Annotated in this window: 17 protein-coding genes and 1 tRNA gene; 6 read left to right on the forward strand and 12 right to left on the reverse strand. The window is 48.5% G+C overall.

All coding sequences use genetic code 11. The features are described from left to right. The first annotated feature begins 37 nt into the window (after nucleotides 1-37). Nucleotides 38-111, forward strand: a tRNA-Pro gene (locus KR100_RS02910). A 293-nt stretch (nucleotides 112-404) separates the two neighbouring features. Here KR100_RS02910 and KR100_RS02915 read toward each other — a convergent pair. Further along, nucleotides 405-1,931 carry an iron uptake porin gene (locus KR100_RS02915; protein WP_239420391.1) on the reverse strand — a complete coding sequence of 509 codons (1,527 nt, stop codon included), beginning with the start codon at nucleotides 1,929-1,931 and terminating at the stop codon, nucleotides 405-407. 299 nt (nucleotides 1,932-2,230) lie between these two features. Here KR100_RS02915 and KR100_RS02920 point away from each other — a divergent pair, with 299 nt between their 5' ends. Next, the gene (locus tag KR100_RS02920; protein WP_038547760.1) at nucleotides 2,231-2,779 is read left to right on the forward strand and encodes a Crp/Fnr family transcriptional regulator; all 549 of its coding nucleotides are present in this window, start codon (nucleotides 2,231-2,233) and stop codon (nucleotides 2,777-2,779) included. A gap of 568 nt (nucleotides 2,780-3,347) precedes the next feature. Here the strand turns inward: KR100_RS02920 and KR100_RS16875 are convergent. Beyond that, nucleotides 3,348-3,482 (reverse strand): hypothetical protein, encoded by a 135-nt coding sequence (locus tag KR100_RS16875; RefSeq protein WP_255347490.1) that lies wholly within the window; start codon nucleotides 3,480-3,482, stop codon nucleotides 3,348-3,350. A 576-nt stretch (nucleotides 3,483-4,058) separates the two neighbouring features. On the opposite strand from KR100_RS16875, the gene fldA reads away from it, so the two are divergent. Continuing rightward, a complete protein-coding gene (fldA, locus tag KR100_RS02925; protein ID WP_038543055.1) occupies nucleotides 4,059-4,568 on the forward strand; it encodes a flavodoxin FldA in 510 nt (169 codons plus the stop codon). Between the two features lie 37 nt (nucleotides 4,569-4,605). On the opposite strand, the gene KR100_RS02930 is transcribed toward fldA, so the two are convergent. From KR100_RS02930 to KR100_RS15585, 3 genes are all read right to left on the reverse strand, one after another. Next, nucleotides 4,606-5,565 (reverse strand): NAD(P)/FAD-dependent oxidoreductase, encoded by a 960-nt coding sequence (locus tag KR100_RS02930; protein WP_038543057.1) that lies wholly within the window; start codon nucleotides 5,563-5,565, stop codon nucleotides 4,606-4,608. Next, nucleotides 5,565-6,329, reverse strand: coding sequence for an alpha/beta fold hydrolase (locus KR100_RS15580; protein WP_071839822.1), 765 nt, complete (start codon nucleotides 6,327-6,329; stop codon nucleotides 5,565-5,567). The genes KR100_RS02930 and KR100_RS15580 overlap by 1 nt, the downstream gene beginning before the upstream one ends. A gap of 70 nt (nucleotides 6,330-6,399) precedes the next feature. Beyond that, on the reverse strand, nucleotides 6,400-6,636 hold the full coding sequence (locus tag KR100_RS15585; RefSeq protein ID WP_156097885.1) for a hypothetical protein: 237 nt from the start codon (nucleotides 6,634-6,636) through the stop codon (nucleotides 6,400-6,402). Nucleotides 6,637-6,762: 126 nt separating this feature from the next. Here KR100_RS15585 and KR100_RS15590 point away from each other — a divergent pair, with 126 nt between their 5' ends. Then, complete coding sequence (locus KR100_RS15590; RefSeq protein ID WP_156097886.1) at nucleotides 6,763-6,969, forward strand: hypothetical protein; 207 nt, start codon at nucleotides 6,763-6,765, stop codon at nucleotides 6,967-6,969. Nucleotides 6,970-7,077: 108 nt separating this feature from the next. On the opposite strand, the gene KR100_RS02935 is transcribed toward KR100_RS15590, so the two are convergent. The 5 genes from KR100_RS02935 to KR100_RS02955 form a co-directional block, all read right to left on the reverse strand. Then, nucleotides 7,078-8,112, reverse strand: coding sequence for a chlorophyll a/b binding light-harvesting protein (locus KR100_RS02935; protein WP_038543060.1), 1,035 nt, complete (start codon nucleotides 8,110-8,112; stop codon nucleotides 7,078-7,080). Between the two features lie 284 nt (nucleotides 8,113-8,396). Further along, nucleotides 8,397-8,690, reverse strand: a complete 294-nt coding sequence (locus KR100_RS14735; RefSeq protein WP_071839823.1) for a 2Fe-2S iron-sulfur cluster-binding protein — start codon at nucleotides 8,688-8,690, stop codon at nucleotides 8,397-8,399. A gap of 903 nt (nucleotides 8,691-9,593) precedes the next feature. Continuing rightward, a complete protein-coding gene (locus KR100_RS02945) occupies nucleotides 9,594-10,343 on the reverse strand; it encodes a phycobilisome rod-core linker polypeptide (RefSeq protein WP_038543063.1) in 750 nt (249 codons plus the stop codon). A 220-nt stretch (nucleotides 10,344-10,563) separates the two neighbouring features. Beyond that, nucleotides 10,564-11,154 (reverse strand): ferritin, encoded by a 591-nt coding sequence (locus KR100_RS02950; protein WP_038543065.1) that lies wholly within the window; start codon nucleotides 11,152-11,154, stop codon nucleotides 10,564-10,566. Between the two features lie 171 nt (nucleotides 11,155-11,325). Further along, nucleotides 11,326-12,339, reverse strand: coding sequence for an extracellular solute-binding protein (locus tag KR100_RS02955; RefSeq protein ID WP_038543067.1), 1,014 nt, complete (start codon nucleotides 12,337-12,339; stop codon nucleotides 11,326-11,328). Nucleotides 12,340-12,466: 127 nt separating this feature from the next. On the opposite strand from KR100_RS02955, the gene KR100_RS14740 reads away from it, so the two are divergent. After that, nucleotides 12,467-13,132 (forward strand): Fe2+-dependent dioxygenase, encoded by a 666-nt coding sequence (locus KR100_RS14740; RefSeq protein WP_071839824.1) that lies wholly within the window; start codon nucleotides 12,467-12,469, stop codon nucleotides 13,130-13,132. Nucleotides 13,133-13,219: 87 nt separating this feature from the next. Then, complete coding sequence (locus tag KR100_RS02960) at nucleotides 13,220-13,450, forward strand: hypothetical protein (RefSeq protein ID WP_038543069.1); 231 nt, start codon at nucleotides 13,220-13,222, stop codon at nucleotides 13,448-13,450. 131 nt (nucleotides 13,451-13,581) lie between these two features. On the opposite strand, the gene KR100_RS02965 is transcribed toward KR100_RS02960, so the two are convergent. Both KR100_RS02965 and KR100_RS02970 read right to left on the reverse strand, forming a co-directional pair. Continuing rightward, nucleotides 13,582-15,195: an iron uptake porin gene (locus tag KR100_RS02965; RefSeq protein WP_038543071.1), complete on the reverse strand. Its 1,614-nt coding sequence runs from the start codon at nucleotides 15,193-15,195 to the stop codon at nucleotides 13,582-13,584. 466 nt (nucleotides 15,196-15,661) lie between these two features. After that, nucleotides 15,662-16,240: a helix-turn-helix domain-containing protein gene (locus tag KR100_RS02970; RefSeq protein ID WP_162176472.1), complete on the reverse strand. Its 579-nt coding sequence runs from the start codon at nucleotides 16,238-16,240 to the stop codon at nucleotides 15,662-15,664. Nucleotides 16,241-16,283: the final 43 nt, after the last annotated feature.

The raw sequence follows: 16,283 nt of genomic DNA on the forward strand, positions 1-16,283 counted from the left end.
ATCGCCCGTTGTGGGTTGTCTCCTACGATGAATTCAACGGGATGTAGCGCAGCTTGGTAGCGCACTTCGTTCGGGACGAAGGGGCCGCAGGTTCGAATCCTGTCATCCCGATTGATGGTCTTGGCTCGTCAATCGTTCAAAGGATTGGTCTGGACATCTTTGTTTGAATCCTTGAAACGAACTCCTTGGTTTGATTGATCGCTCGCTTCTCTGCAGCTCCCCTGCTTCGAAAGACCGGCTCAATCCGTGTTGTCGAGTGATCAACTGTTTTGGATCGATCCATCTGTCAGCTGATCAGCAACTTTGATGGCCTGAATGAAGAGGAGTGGTCGGGAAACAACGCCACCCGAGGCTCGGGTTCTTCCAGTTCGATTGGCACCGCTTCGATCGAGACCTCTGCGAACTCAGAAACTGAAGGAGGTCATCACCAGTCCGCCCAGTTGCTGAAAACGTCGTCCACCAGGAGTTTCCTGGCCAAGCGGACGTGAGAGGTAAAACAGCGCCGGTGTGATGCTGATGTTGTCTGTCACCTGAAACTGATACCACCATTCCCACACGTAATTGCCATCGTCCGGGGTGTCATCTCCATAAAGGCTGGTGGCGAACACCGGCTGCCCCACAGCCATGCCTGCCTTGTTGCCCTGAAGAAACACTTCATCCCACTGCAGTGCCACGGTCCATGACTGGCTGATCTCCGCCAGGCCGTCCCGCTGCACGCCTGGGTCATAGGAGGTTGAGTTGATCCCCCAGCCGGCACTGATCGAGGGAATCCAACCGCTGTCTGCTGGCTGCCAGGAGCCCCCCAGCCCTAAAGCATGGGTAAAGCCGCTGTTGTTTTGCAGGCTGTCGTTCAGTAGGGGTGTGCCGTAGGGCTCGAGCCAGTTGCCGTTCTGCAGTCCTGAGTACACGACAGCCAAGGCCCAGGGCCCGTTCTGATAACCCGCCTGAACGGTGGCCGTCCCTCCGGCTGAGGATGTGGCGATGCCACCCTGCTGAGTGTTGTCGCTGTTGCCGTTGATGGCGACATAGCTGGCCGTCAGGCTGAAGCCACCTTCCCCGGACCAGATGATTCCGGCGCCGGCCCCTTGGTTCTGGTTGTAAGCCAGGGGGGCACCAGCCAGTGCCGAGACGTTCAGGATTGCGTCATCGCCATACAGGCTTGGGTACATCCCGAACATGTCGTCCTGACCCACGTTGGGGCCCACTGTGAAGCTGAGGCTTGATCCAAGCGGAAACTGATAGAAGAGCTTGTCGACGGAGAGGACCGGGGTGCCTGCATCGTTGGAGGAATATGCGATGTTCAGCGCCGACTGATTGGTGGGGACACCACTGAGGCTGTTGTTGGCGCTGAAGCTGCCGGTGCGCAGCTTGGTCAGCAGCAGGTCTTTTCCGCTGAAGCTGGTCGCGAGATCCAGTTCAAGATCAAACAGCACATTGGCGGAGCCGAGAATCCTGTTGGCCTCACGTCTGAGCGTCCCCGCCGAGCCCTTGAAGGCATTGGCGTTGACCACCACATAGGCCTGCCCACGCAAGGTGGTGGTGGTGGAGAACTGACTGGCTTCCAGTTCCTCCAGGTCAGCTTCCAAACCATCCACGCGTCCGCGAATCAGAGCGAGCTCGTTTTCAAATTCCTTGATCAGACTCTGCAGCTCGTCGGTGACCAGGCTGATCTCGTTCAGGCAGGCGTTCAGCAGTGCGGCGGCTTCGTAGCGCGTGATTGCATGCTCACCCAGAAAACGGCCATCGCTGAAGCCCGCGACGCAGCAATAGCGATCAACCAGTTGGCTGAGGGCTTGGTAGGCCCAGTCCGTCGGCCTGACATCACTGAATTGATGCAGTCCTGTGATCGGTTCGACCGCAACGACGGGCCCTGCAGCAAGGAGAGCGCAGGCCGCGGATGCACCCAACAGTGAGGCGATGCCTTTCCGCACAACTGGTCTCAGAGGTTTTGAAAATGTAGTGATTTTTCCTTGCAGAAACCAACAGGCGGGCAGCCCGGAGAGCCGTCCCACCAGATGGTCGACATCGCACACCGATGACGCCCAGCCACAACAGGTCGAGGTGATGGTTTGACACCGAAATCAGACGTTGTACGACCCGTTATTGCTATTGAGAATGACTTGCATTTTTAGGAGCAACTCAGTACTCTTGCAAGTAATTCTCAATTTCAGGTGTCGTGACCGTGTCCGCCTATCGCTTCCTGCCGGATGATCCGGTTGCGCCGATGGCGATGCCGAGGCTGCAAACCGTTCTTCTCGACCCGGCTGGTCGTGGCCAGGCAACCGTTCTGGAAGTGATGGAGGGCATCTGCAGGGTTTACTGCCCCTGTGAGGAGACCGAGGGGATGACGTTGGCGTTCCTGCAGTCGGGAGATCGGTTGCGGACCGATCGGTTATGCAGTGATGGCGCTTGTGTTGAAGCACTGACGGCTCTCAAGTTCCGGCGTGATGCCGTCGGCGCCGATGAGCTGGGGATGGATGCTGTGAACGAATGGACCCTTCAGCTGCTGCGCGTTCGTCATCTCGGTCAGGCGGAGCAACGTCTGCACGCCTTGCTGGCGCTTTTGGTGAATCGCCTGGGTCTTCGTTGCAGCGATGCCTTCCAGTTGCCCTTTCGTCTGACCCATGATCGCTTCGGGGAACTGATTGGAGCCACTCGGGTCACCACAACACGATTGCTCTCGAAATGGCGTCAGGCAGATCTGCTCGAGATGAGTGGTGCCGATCTCACGATGCGCTTTTCTCCTGAGCTGATCGACAGTTCTCCGCTGAGTTTCTGACCAGGGTGAAGACCATGTCGGACACCGTTGTTGGAACGCTTCTTCGAGAGGTTGCCTGGATTCGCCGTCGCCTTGATGCATTGCATCGGGCATATCCACGCTGCGGAAGTCGGTCATTGCGTCAGCGGCTCCACCATGAGCAGCAGATCTGGCAACGTCGTTGTCAGAAGATTGAGCGCATCCATACAAGACTTGAAGTCGAGGTTTGCTGTCATTCTGTACAACTACAATTGCTCAAGGAGCAACTCAACAGAGCACGAACGCTCACGTCTCGTGCACCTGTTCTTCAAGTGCCGTTCTCCTGATTAAATCAACAACATTGATGTGAAACATCAGTGCTTTGGGTGGAGACCAGATCGTACGCATCATTCGAAGATTCTCATCAATAATTGAATTGGTTCACATCCGGGAACCAATTCGAGAGAAGGAGCGACAACCGATCTCTCGGAGGCGATCATCCTTAAATCTCAGCTTTCTATGCCTCACAGAATGCTGAGAGATCGTCTTATCAAGAAGAATTTGAAATGGTCATTGGATCTAGCTTCGTTGTTCATTGGATACACGAAAATTACTCATTCAATTCTTCTTTTTGAACGGGCTTGCCGATAATACTGAAGTCGTCCTTGGACGGGATCGGCAGCCCCATGACCAGCCACCTTTTGTCGTGATGGTCGACAGAGGGTGGAGGGGTTTTGATAACCATCTGCTCTCACATCAATTTAAATTTGGTTAGATTCGAAACGTCCCGTCCAAGGCTCAAGAACCCTCTCTAATGTTATGAGAGGGTTTTTATCTGTTGTTTGTAGATTAAAGGATATGATCTTATTAACCACACTTTGTATCTGTGATAACAAGGGCTGGTCTCTTTCTTTGCCAAGTTTATGGTGACTGTTCTATCGTTCATTTGAATAGACGTGGACAGTGGTGTTAGCAGGCAAAAAAATGTTGGAACGGTTTGTTGAACATATTGAATCCAACTCTGATGAACGACAAAGATGGTTGGCGCGTGTTAGGGAAGCAGGCTTTGATCAGGCCTTATCCGAGTTTCGGCAAACCTTCGAGTGCTGTACTCAGATCTGCAACCATCCTGGACTCATCAGTGGCAAGCGAACGGACTAACCATGATTACTAAGTAGCAAAAATCACTCCAGATCAATCAAATAATCTTGAATGAAAACCATATTTTCAAGCAGAATAGATAAGAGCTACAGGCCTCTTGATCATGGATCAGGATATTCGCGATTGATGGAGAGAAAATTTATTAGGTAACAGCATTGCCATGGCCTTCACCATTTTCTTTGCAACGTCTACAGGAAAAACTGAGGATGTTGCTGATCGTCTTAAGGAGCTTCTACCAGGAGTAGAAGCAAAAGATGTCGACAACATTGGCTCAGCCGATGAGCTCGCAGCGGCAGAGGGATTGATCTGCTGCATTCCAACCTGGAATACTGGAGCTGATGAAGCTCGTTCTGGAACTGCATGGGACGACTATGTTCAAGAGATCCCCAGCCTTGATTTTGCAGGTAAGCCTGTAGCGATCGTTGGCCTTGGTGATTCTTCTGGGTATTCAGATTATTTCTGCGACGCAATGGAAGAGCTTTACACGGCTTTCCTGCAGTCAGGTGCAAAGCTGATCGGCAAAGTCTCAACCGAGGGCTATGATTTTGATGAATCAAAGAGTGTCATTGATGGAAAATTTTGTGGTCTCGCGATTGATGAGGATAATGAATCGGAATTAACCGATCAACGGTTAAAAGCTTGGGTTCAACAAATTAGTTCTGAGGCTTGATTTCAGAATAGAGAAAGCGCCAGAATTGGTGCTTTCTCTATTGATGCACCCAGTCCACACGAATGTCTTTGCGTTGATTCAGAAATTTATCGATGGACATTGCAGCAATACAGCCGTCCGAGCAAGCAACGACGGCTTGTTTATACGGTGTGTTTCGGATATCACCGATCGCCCAAACCCCCTGAGCTTCTGTTTCCATATTGTCGCTGACCTTGATACCTCCATCGGAATTCACAGGCACTTGACCGTGAAGGAAATCAGTAATGGGGAGTGTGCCAGTTGCGTAGACAAATATTCCCGAAATATTTAAGTGGATAGGGTTGTTCTCCGACGCTGACTTAATTTCAATCTTTTCAACACCTTCTACGTTCCCGCAAATCGAAATGAGGCGTGTTCGTTCCCAATGTCTGACATTGGAAGAGGTTAATAACTTTTCAGCTCCAATGATCGATTTTTTGGGCTTTGTGTTGGTGATCCAATGAACTGTTGTTGCAAATTTAGTAAGGACGAGAGCTTCGTCTACAGCCTCTTGGTTTGAGCCATAGACAGCAACATCTTCCCCCTTATAAAAAGCAGCATCGCAGGTTGCGCAATAACTGACCCCGCGACCAAGGAATTCCGATTCGCCGGGGAGAGTTGACGTACGGCCCATCGCACCGGTAGCCAAAACCAGTGTTCTTCCCCGAAACTCTCCTTCAGGTGTGTAAACAGTTTTAATCTCACTTGTAAGGTCAACACCGTAAACCTGAGCTTGAAGATAGTCGCAACCATAGGAAATTGCCTGTTCTCTCATCGCTTTAAGTAGATCAAAACCTGACACGTCTTGATGAAAGCCTGGATAGTTTGCAATTTTGTGCGTGATTGCTAATGCGCCCACATTTGGATTTTTATCTAAGATACAAGTCTTTAAAGATGACCTTGATGTATAGAGAGCACAACTGCATCCTGCAGGACCGCCGCCAATAATTACAACGTCGTAAATTGAAGAGTCTGCCATTATGAATGATTGGATTGATTAGAAATAAGATGTTTAGACGACCATTCGAGGCTTGACGTTATTGGGACCATATCCAGAAATGCATCTATCCCCTGAACAACAGTTTCTGGATGATGGAAGTGAAAAAAGTGGCGACTGTTGGGAACTGACAAATAACGGTCGCCAGGTTTCAGTTTTGATGTCCAACGCTCTTGGGCATGGCGGTCTACAACAAAGTCGTTTTCTCCATTGATGACTAATGTTGGAACAGAAGAGATCGTCAGTGAGCGATTCAGTTCATGGGTGACTAAGGAGCTAGTCACAAAGTTCGTATCAAGACATTTGGCCATGATTTTGGCCAACGCGGAATAAATTCGTGGTTCTTCACTTTCAAAAAGGAGAGAGGTTAAATGTTCTAAGAGTCGAGATCGAGAGCATGGCAGTTGATTTCGCATCGCATGGTAATGAGATGTCCATTGATTGGCCGTTGTTGTGTCAACGGAAAGCAATGTCAAGGATTGAATAAGCTCTGGATGTTGGCTTGCAAATAGAGATGCAACGATGCCACTGAATCCATGTGCAACGAGGTGAGGATATTGGCCTGAGTTGATAATCGTTTGGCGCAGAAGATCGTGAACCAGTGAGATGGTGCAGGCTTCATCAGGATCATGTTGAAACGACCAACGCCTTACAGTCCTACGTTCTGTTAACAAGCGACTGAGTCTGCAGTTGAAGCAATAGAGGCTTGGTTGGAGATCAAGCCATAAAATTTCAGGTGCAAGCATCTGGAGAGGATTTTCTTAATTCTCCGCTGGCGGCGAACCGATATGTCTCCACTTGAGACATGAATAGGCATTAAATGCTACACGTCGGAGTCTGCTGATTTGATGATTCCAATGCTACAAGCGTGATGCTTTTAGCCTTCACCATGCGATCGATGCTTTGAATCAAGCGTTTGTCACAATCATCTGCAGCCGCTTTTAAAGCCTCAAGTTGTTGTAGGGCAAGGATTGATATTCTTCTGAAAGTTACAGCATTTAGATAAATTGAAACAACGTCTGAAACACTTTCCTCTGCGCTGGCCTGTGCCATCAGCTTTTAATTGATTGTCAATCTTACTTTTGCATTGACACTCCCGTACAAGGGTAAAAAATGTTGCCTAAAGCTGTTCGTTGACGAGTGCTTTTGTGTGTTTTTTTAACTCATATAGTTTGAGGCTTGTCTATGCTGAAAAAAATTAGCCATCGAATGACATCACTGTCAGGTCAGATCCAATATCGTTCTGAAGGAGCATCGACATGGGATCATTGGTTTGAGAAGCTAGATCAGCTTCATCTGGTCACCATTCATCATTTTAAACTTCAATCCGCCACCGTCGATCTTCGTGGCCCCGTTGCAGGCAAGCAGGATCATCTTCAGGATTGAATTTGAATTAGAATTTGATTGAAGATTCGATGAGCCTGTTCTTTTGGTATTGATATGCATCAAAAGCCCCCCTCAAGAGGGGGGCGTCAACGAGCTTCAACTTGGACCTCAGCTAATTTTTGCTGTATCCATGGATTCGAACGCCTGGGAGACGCTTTTGAAGTTGAAGCCCATGCTTCTCAGTGCGTGCCAGAAATGACCTTGAAGGAAGAAGAAGGCTAAGTAAAAGTGTGTGTTGGCAAGCCATGCCCTTGCCGTATGACCACCACCAATAACCGATGCGGTGTCACTGAAATAGGGTGAAAAAGCAAAATTGAGTTTGAGTGCCTCCCCATAAAATTCAACTGGATAAATCGTTGTATTTTGTGCACACCAAATACTCGTCACAAAGCCCATCAGGGCGATTCCAGCGAGGGAATAGGACAGGATGGCCTCACCAGAATAAATCAACACCTTTTTGAAGGGTCCAAAGGGTGTCGTGACAATGTGCCAGACGCCGCCGATGGTGAGAATGAATGCCAGAACGGCATGGCCGCCCATCACATCTTCCAGACTGTTGATCGTGAGGAAATGGGTCTGATAACCCCAGACCATGCCCAAATCTATCGTTGGCTCGACTTTTCTTACAGCTCCAATCGCTGTGTCATAGATCCCATGTCGTTTGGCCCATTCCACAAAAGCAATCACGCCCAGACCAAGAAAAATGAGGTGATGGCCAAGGATGAAAGTCAGTTTTTTGGGATCGTCCCATTCAAAGTGGAAACGGTTGGCGCGTCCTTCCGCTTCGGAAAGATCCTTTGGAGCTCTTAAGGTGTGCCAGATTCCAGCTGCTCCCAGCACTGCTGAGGACACCAGATGAAAAGCTGCAATAGCGATATAAGGTTCCGTATTCACGATTGTTCCCGCCTCTCCAAGACCTAAGCCGAGGGAGGCGAGATGTGGAAGCAGAATCAGACCTTGATCTCCCATGGGAATGGCAAGGTCGTAGCGGGCTAGTTCAAAAAGAGTGAATGCTCCAGCCCAAAACATGATCAGGCCAGCATGGGCGGCATGGGCTGCAATGAATGAACCTGAACGTTTGGCAACTCCCGAGTTGCCTGCCCACCAGTCATAAGAGACCGATGGGTTCCCGTAGGATTGCATGAAAGTTTGCGTGGGGCATAAAAAACCTAATGTTTTTGGCCGTCTATTTCTCTTTTTGGTTCACACTACTTTTTGCGAGTGATAAATAATCATTGCCTCATAAGATCATTTATTACGCCAATGTGTGCTCGTTTTGTTTGATAATCCTTTTTGTGTAATTTGTTACCAAGGATCAGTTCCTCTGGCTCGTAGTGCTGTATTGATGGTCGTTGGCTTTTGCACCTGATGACTTGAGGAATGGCTCGATGCTCATCAAAAATCCTTGAATTGCCATCTTGATCAGCTCACCATATCTCTTCTTCACAGTTGGTCCTAAGCACCAGTTGTGACGTCGCATAGGCGACACAGAGTAATGCGTAACCCGATTGCATTTGCTGATGATCAAGAAAGCTCTGATCTCTTTGATCGAGTGTGCCATCGATGATTTTTGCAGCGCAGGAGCTACAGGCACCTGCTCTGCATGAGTACGTCATATCGATGCCAGCATTTTCAGCTGCTTCCAGAATGTATTCATCGTCAGGGCATTCAAATTCCTGAATCCCATCTGGTGTATTCAGTTGAACATGAAAGTAAGCCATTCAACAGGGCTCTCAATGGGGGAGATTAAGTCAAACTCTCTTTTCGTTCGTGCTGGGTTGATAGAGATGTGGATCAAATGATTACCATTGGTTGTTTTTTATTTTACAGACTTTGTCTCGATCGAGGGCCCAGATTGTCTTTAATGATCTCATGCAAATTAGCTTGGCTGTTAGGCTATTCAAAACTAAAGATGAATGACTCAGTCAAACCAACGAATTTCCAGATATCTCGGTCCTGCCCATGGATGGCGCTCAAAGCGACTTCGGATTGCGGTGGCATTAAGAAAGCAAGGGTGGACATATCAATCGATTAGTGAGCATCTCTTTATTTCTCCAAAATCAATCATGAGAGATATTAAATGCTATGCAATTAAGTCTAGGAAGTCCATGTTGATTAAATCATTGGAGCAATCGAGCGACGCCGTCTTTTCTTAACGCACTTGTAGGTCTGACAGGATGTATTTCCTGCTTTGGTCTGATTCTTGGTTGTGCAGCCGGATTCCAATGGTTGTTTCTCAAAGGGCGTCAGAACGATCATCAAGTCGCTACCGCTTCTGAAACACAGCTGCATGGTTTTTCGCGTCCTTCCGCTCAGCTTTCTGTTCAGAAGGCAGTTGTGGTTGCCTATTAGGAAAAACCAGTGAGCAAGCACTCCACTCGAGTTGATTTCAGTATTTTCAATATTACAGTCATTCATTTGTTTGCATTGACATCTATTTTTGCTCTTTTTGTTGTCACGCATGGTGCATTTAATGCCCCTCAATTTGTTGTCATATTGATCATATTGTAAACCATATTACTCGTTAATTTGATAGTGGGCAATCCTCACATATGTCGGCATGGATGTAGATGATCAAAGACCCAGTATTCGTTGTCATGATGTGCGCTGATCACCGTTTTTGATCAGCGGATGGTAAACATTGTTGTAGCAATGGTTATGGTCAGCCACAAGATTACGCCACCACTCACGAAAAGTCCTGCTATCCATGCAATCAGTGATTTTCCTTTCGGTTTCTCATAGATCAAGGATGCGATTTTAGTTTTATTCTGATTAAACCTTGCGTGATCGCTGATTGACATCAGCATCATTCGGTTGATCAGAGTTTGTTTCCAGTCATCTGAATACCTTGGGAGGACTTGATTAATGGGAGTTGAGCCAGTGCTCCTTCCTGGCAGCACTCTCTTGACTTGAAATGGCACACTGTCATATCCAAATCGATTGATGTATTCGTCTGAGTTGAGAAGGGTATCTACAAAATAAGCAAATCCCTTGGATGCAATTAAAATTGAACACGCCCTAAGCTCATCGTCATTGTAGGAATAGCGTCCGAACACTCGACCGATAACCTGCTTTGCGAGACGTTTGTTGCTATTGCACTGTATGTAGCCACGGTAAAATCTCTCTGAGAGTAACAATCCTCGAACAAAATCTCGAACAGTAATACTTCGATTTTGTAGTTGTGATTCTAAATAAGGCTCTCTGTCGCAGGCCATTGCATGAAAATAGATCTGTCTATAGCACTTATTGATCACGTCCTGTATGCCGTCGTCTTTGTCGGCTTGATTGAAATCGTCTCGATCTAGTTGATATGAATTAACCCGAGAATTTTGAGTCGTAATGGGGTAGTTAATTGCTGGTAATGAGCCGGGCATGCAGCAATGTGGCTACTGATTTGAGCCTATCGGAATACGTGTTTGTTTCGACGCTAAAATTATGCTGTTTCCTGAATGTCAGGCCAAACTGTATGTTTTGATCATTTGATTGAATGATTTATTACCGACATCAGTGGTACTAAGACCTTCATCATTCATCAAGCCAAGAAGGATGAGCGGGACCGCCCATCCTTCTTGGTCCATCAAACCTGATCGGTCTTCAGCCGTTTTGCAATGTAGCGGGCTGATGACGTCCTTCGTCCAGCTCATTGTCAATGATGAGGATTGCTGAAGGCTGTTGGTCAGCGAACCGCACTCTTCCCAACAAATGAGCGAATTCATTTTCAGCTTGAATCTGTTTGTCAATCATCGGATCCAGAAAAACTGTTGTACGAACGTCGCTGGCACTCTCTGCCAAGGCATAAAGCTGATGCAGCGATGTGGTGACATCAGCTTCCATGAGGAAAGAGCTTTTCATAATCTCCTCCGCAGTGGTCCAGGTTTGGCGAGGCGCCTCCAATGGATGCAGTTCGACGGTTTGCCCTCTGGCGATCAGATATTCGCCAAATTGAGCAGCATGATCATGCTCACTCTGTGATTCTGCTCTGAAATAGCGGGCGAATCCTCTCAGCTCCCGTTCAGCAAACCAAATGGCAGCAGCAAAATAAGCGGCATGGGCATGTCGCTCCATGTTGAGGTGTTGCTGAAAAGCCGCCAGTAGTTCAGGGTCCATGGCTTCGGCAACCGCTCTGCCGAAGGGACCCATGCGAACGCTGCTGTCCGCTTGGCTGATGTTGGACGTTGACGTCATGATGCGCTCACCCTTTTAAAGACATGATGCACTGACCATACAGATCCGACCACAAAGTGAGGGGAAGATCGTGCGATTTTCCCCTCCTTTAATGATAGGCATTCTCAATCTCGTTATATTGCAAGGTGTCTAATGATAGGCATTCTCAATCTCATTACTCAAGACTCTTTCTTACTTCCAGCCATTTGCTGCCATGATTTGGATGGCTAATTTTTGGTTTACACCAAGTGCGCTGATTGAAACATTATCTGGCTTGAACGTGCCAAATGCTTTCAGTTGAGAAGCAGACCCGTACCCCCTAAGAGGGTACTCGAAGGTAGGACCAGCCAGTTGAGCACTCCCTTTTGGAGATGCTAAAAACTCGATCAAGCGGATGGCTTCTTTTTTATTTTTGGCAGACTTCGCGACTCCCGCAGCACTGATGTTCACGTGTGCTGGATTTGGCATGATCAATTTAATATTTTTGGTTAGAGTCTGGTCTTTTGAACCCGACTTTCCTGCTTGCATTCTTGCCAGGTAGTAATGATTAACCACTCCAATGCCGCATTTACCTTGGCCGACGGCTCGAATCAGTGAACTGTCACCTCCGAAAAATGGTTGTTCGACATTTTCCACCATTCCCTTGACCCATTGCGACGCCTTGTTGCGCCCTTTCAGTACAATTTGATCAGCAACAAGCGACTGATTGTACACATTTTTCCGTTTTCTAAGACAGAGTTTCCCCTTGAATTTTGGATTGGCTAAATCAGCATATGTTTTGATCGATCCGGGACTAACGATTTTGGGATTGACGATGATGGCACGAACACGTCGTGTTAGGCCAAACCAACGGTTGCCGGGATCTCGATATTGTTTCGGTACTTCCTTGTTGAGGAGGCTTGATTGCACTGGTGCCAATAATCCTGCGTTTGCAGCGTTATTGATTCTTGCGGCATCAACCAGAAGAATTACATCAGCTTGAGAATTTGCGCCTTCGCGCTTCAATCGCTCCACCAGCGAGATGCCAGTTGCTTCAATCAGTCTTACCTTAATCCCTGTTGATTGGCTAAAGGCTTTGAACGCCTCTCTGTCGGTGTTGTAGTGACGTCCTGAGTAAACGCGAACTTCCTTGGCAAAGGCTTGGGCACTAGCGAAAGGAATGCATAAGGCACCAATCGCAACTGTGCTGATGATCGCCTTGTTCATTGAAGACAAGAAGGTTTATTGAACTGTAAACAGACAGCGCTTGTTGGCTGTGCTAATTGCCCTATCAGGCAGTATAAAATGTCACGTTCCAGGCTCGTTTACTCTTGGCTCGGGATCAGTGTTGGGAATGGACTACTTATCAACGCCTCTGCTTGAAAGGAATGATGTTGTTACCCTTGTTGACCTGTTGAGTCGTGACCCAACGCTCTGGCGAGATGGCAGCTTAACAGCAGGCGAATTTGCGTCTGCTGTTAAACAGAACAAACAACTTGACCCTGAGTCCTCAGAAGCGATGTCTGGGATTGATCTTGTGACCAGGAGATTGGTCGCGAGCCCCTTGGTTAAAAGCTTTTCTCTTGTAAAACGCGTGCATTCGGTTATGTTTTCCAAGTGTGAAGAAGGGGATGGTTATGGCTGGCATGTTGACAATCCGTTTTCAAAACATGGGAGAAGGGATCTGTCTTTCACCATTTTCTTGTCTAATTTAGATCATTATCAAGGCGGAGACTTATCGATACAGTCGTCACAGGACAGTCATGATGTTCGTTTGCCGCCAGGCCATATCTTCCTTTATCCAAGCACCGCTCTCCACTGCGTTCGTCCAATTGCCCAGGGCACGCGTTTAGCCTGCGTTGGTTGGATCGAGAGTTATGTGCGATCCAGTGAAGACCGCTTGTTGTTGTTTAATCTTGAGGCAGGCGCTCGATCACTCCTGGCGAAACATGGTCGTTCTGATGAGCTAGATCTGATTTATCAGTCGTATGTGAACGCCGTCAGGCGCTTATCAGGCTGAAGTTGTGCCATTTGTTACTTGGAACGGAATCATTTTTGCATGCGTCTGGAAGGAGTTGAATAATAATTGAATTTTACATAACTCATAATGGCAAGGCTGTCTCCTGTCTCGATTTTTCTGGCGGCGTCGTCGCTGATTGTGGCCACAGGATCAGTTCAGTCTGCCTACTCCCAGGATGCCGGCGGGTTGAAGGAGTGGAATACTGATCAAGGTGTTGACGAGAAAAGCACACTCGATGCCGACGCTACCGCTCTAGAGGAAAAGGCCGAACAAGAAGATGTTTGTGTGCCCATTGGAGAAGGCGAGAATTGTTGGTGAATCACTTACTCATCATGTTTTAAAGCCGCCTCCAGAGGTGGCTTTTTTGATGCCAACCAATCGTCGTCGAAAAAAAGGGAGCATCGGTGATGCTCCCTTGCGTCTGTTGGTTCGAATCAGCTCTTGACTGATCAGAATTTGAAGGTGGTTTTGACAAGTCCACCAAATTTGTTCTGACCAGGGAGTTGCTCCTGTCCATAGGCGTCATCCACCCAGAAAATCGCAGGCGTCACTTGGATGTTGTCTGTGACTCGGAAGTCGTAATAGACCTCAACAGCGAAGTTCTCGTCATCAGGCCACCCCTGACCCTTCACCGATGTGGCATAGCTTGAATAGGAGCCGAAGCCCACTCCAAGTTTGTTGCCATCCATGAACGCATCTTTCCAGTTCAGGCCAACCATCCAGCCTTTGACGGCTTCAGCGTTGCCGTCGAACTGACCATCAGCAAAACCGAAGTCGATACCAGCACTGATGGAGGGAATCCAGCCGCTGTCGATTGGAGACCAGTAACCACGCAGGCCAACGGCGCTCAGAGGATGACCAAGATCCTTGGCACGGGGAGTGGAATATCCCATCGCCGCTTTGGCGCCAGAGGAAATGCTGCAGCTTTCCAAACCTGCCTCGTCGGTGACGCAGACCTCTTTTTGACCAGCGTTCTTCAAGGCATACAGAGCTGATATGTGCCACTGCCGATTTCCGTAACCGATCTGGCTCAGAAAGTAAGCATCAGTGTTTTCACCGAATAAGCCTTCCTTCGAATCGCCCTTGGCGCCATCTCCTCCGTCGGCAACATAGTTGGCTGCGATATTCAAGGCAGGTTCACCAGGTGAAACTTGCTGCCGCCACTGCACACCAAAACCCTGGCCGGTGCTGGCACCAAGCACTGCTCCATAGCCACCGAGCTTGAAGGCTTTCAAGATTGGCTTGTAACGCGTTGGCGTCTCGATCATGTAGTAGTTCTCGATCAGAGCACCAACGGTGGCTTTGAATCCAGAACCAAATGGGAAGGTGTACCAGAGTTTGTCAACCTTCAGCGTGCTGTCACCTTTTTTGGCGTCTGCAAGATAGGAATCAGTTTGTGTCCACTGGTTATCCATGTTCCCCGCTCTTAAACGGGTATACAGAAGATCTTTTCCAGTGAACGAGGTGTTCAGGTTAAGTGTGAGCCTGTAAGAGAAGTTAAAGGCGTCGCTGGTGCATTCACCGGGCTCTTCTTCATTGCATTCATCGCGATCGGCATACTTAATTCCGCCAGTGAAGAAGTCTGCCTGTCCTTTCAGTTTGGTAGTGGTGGAGAACTGGGTGGCTTCCAGTTCACCGACGCGGGCCTCGAGGCCATCGACGCGGCCGCGGATGATGGCGAGTTCTCTTTCGAATTCCTTGATCAGGCGACGCAGTTCGTCGGTGACCTCAGTGATGCGGTCGAGACAGGCGTTGAGAAGGGCAGCTGCCTCATAACGGGTCATGGCCCGGTTGCCGCCGAAGGTGCCGTTGGGATAACCGGCAACACAGCCGTAACGCTCGATCAGGCTGGCGAGAGCCTGGTAGGCCCAGTCGGTCGGGTAGACGTCAGAGAACTGGGTGATGCTGGTGACCTGCTCTTCGCTGTCGGCGACGTCCGTGTAGTCGGACACGCTGTTGATCTTCAGCTCAGCGGCATGGGCTGCAGGACTGTTGACAACAGCCAAAGGGGCCAGAAGGCCCAGAGCAGCGGGAGCCACCAGCAGTTGCTGGAAAAGCTTCATGAGATTCCTCACACAGGAAATGCCCGAGAGTGGGCTTTTTTATTGTGGAGAGAAAAGTAGTTTCAACTACATAAAACGATCTTGATGGACGTGACTTTTTATACTTGCGATCGGCCCAATTCGGAAAATCAGGCCAGCCAGAGGTTGGCCCGACAGGTTGGTGTGAGTTATCCATCAGGACAACTGCAGTTTTTTAGCATCATGTCATCCTTTTGCCATTGCTTTATGTTGGCTTGCAGGGTGATTTTTTTTACATGTGGCATCGGGCTTGGTCAGGTCTTAATTAAAGAAGAATGACCGAATTTGTCTCGATTGTCCTGAGGTGCTAATTTTGGATGGATTAAACATCGCAGATGGCGCTTGCCGATTCGAAGCTTGTAGTCACCGTGTTAATGCAAAAGAAGAAGGGCTGTAAAAAGTCGAAATGCTCCAAATGGAAAGGTGGTTCTTGTCGGTGTGGAAGGGATTAATCTTGTATATAAATAACCAGCGTTTCGCGAAGTTCGTCTACAGCGATTAGGCGGGACTTTCTCATGGCACTTAAAGTTCGACTGACCGTTGACCGTGTGGCCCCGATCATTTCTGCGATGCGTGAGTGAGGCAACAGAAACTCTAGTTGAAATCCTTCGGTTGTTCTCTTTCCAAAGCGTTCGGAAAGTAATCTGAGTAGTGCCAGGAGGCGTTCGTCAGCCTTCGCGGGATTGCGCACAAAATGAAGAGCTAGAAGCCAATCATTCAAAAAGTCGTCGTCATGATGATGATATTCCGCATTGAAGCAGATCACGAGGTTGGTGTCTGCGAGTGCTTCGATCATTAGTTGGCAGGATTTCGGATAGCGAAACTTTCCACATTCAAGGGGTGACATGATCGCCATGGTGATATCTCCCTGCTCAAGCTCTTGATGCGTCGAAATTCTTAGAAGCCCTTCTTTGATCTCGATATCAATCCATTGGTGCTCTGAAGGTTTTGAAAGAACCAGTGATTGAGTCTTTCTGAGGCTCACATTGCTTGATGAGCGTCTGATTTTTGGTGCTGTTGTGCTCATTGGGCTGGCTGCCCGTAACATTTGATACGTGCATAAGTGAGGA

Source organism: Synechococcus sp. KORDI-100 (genome assembly GCF_000737535.1).
GTDB lineage: Bacteria > Cyanobacteriota > Cyanobacteriia > PCC-6307 > Cyanobiaceae > Parasynechococcus.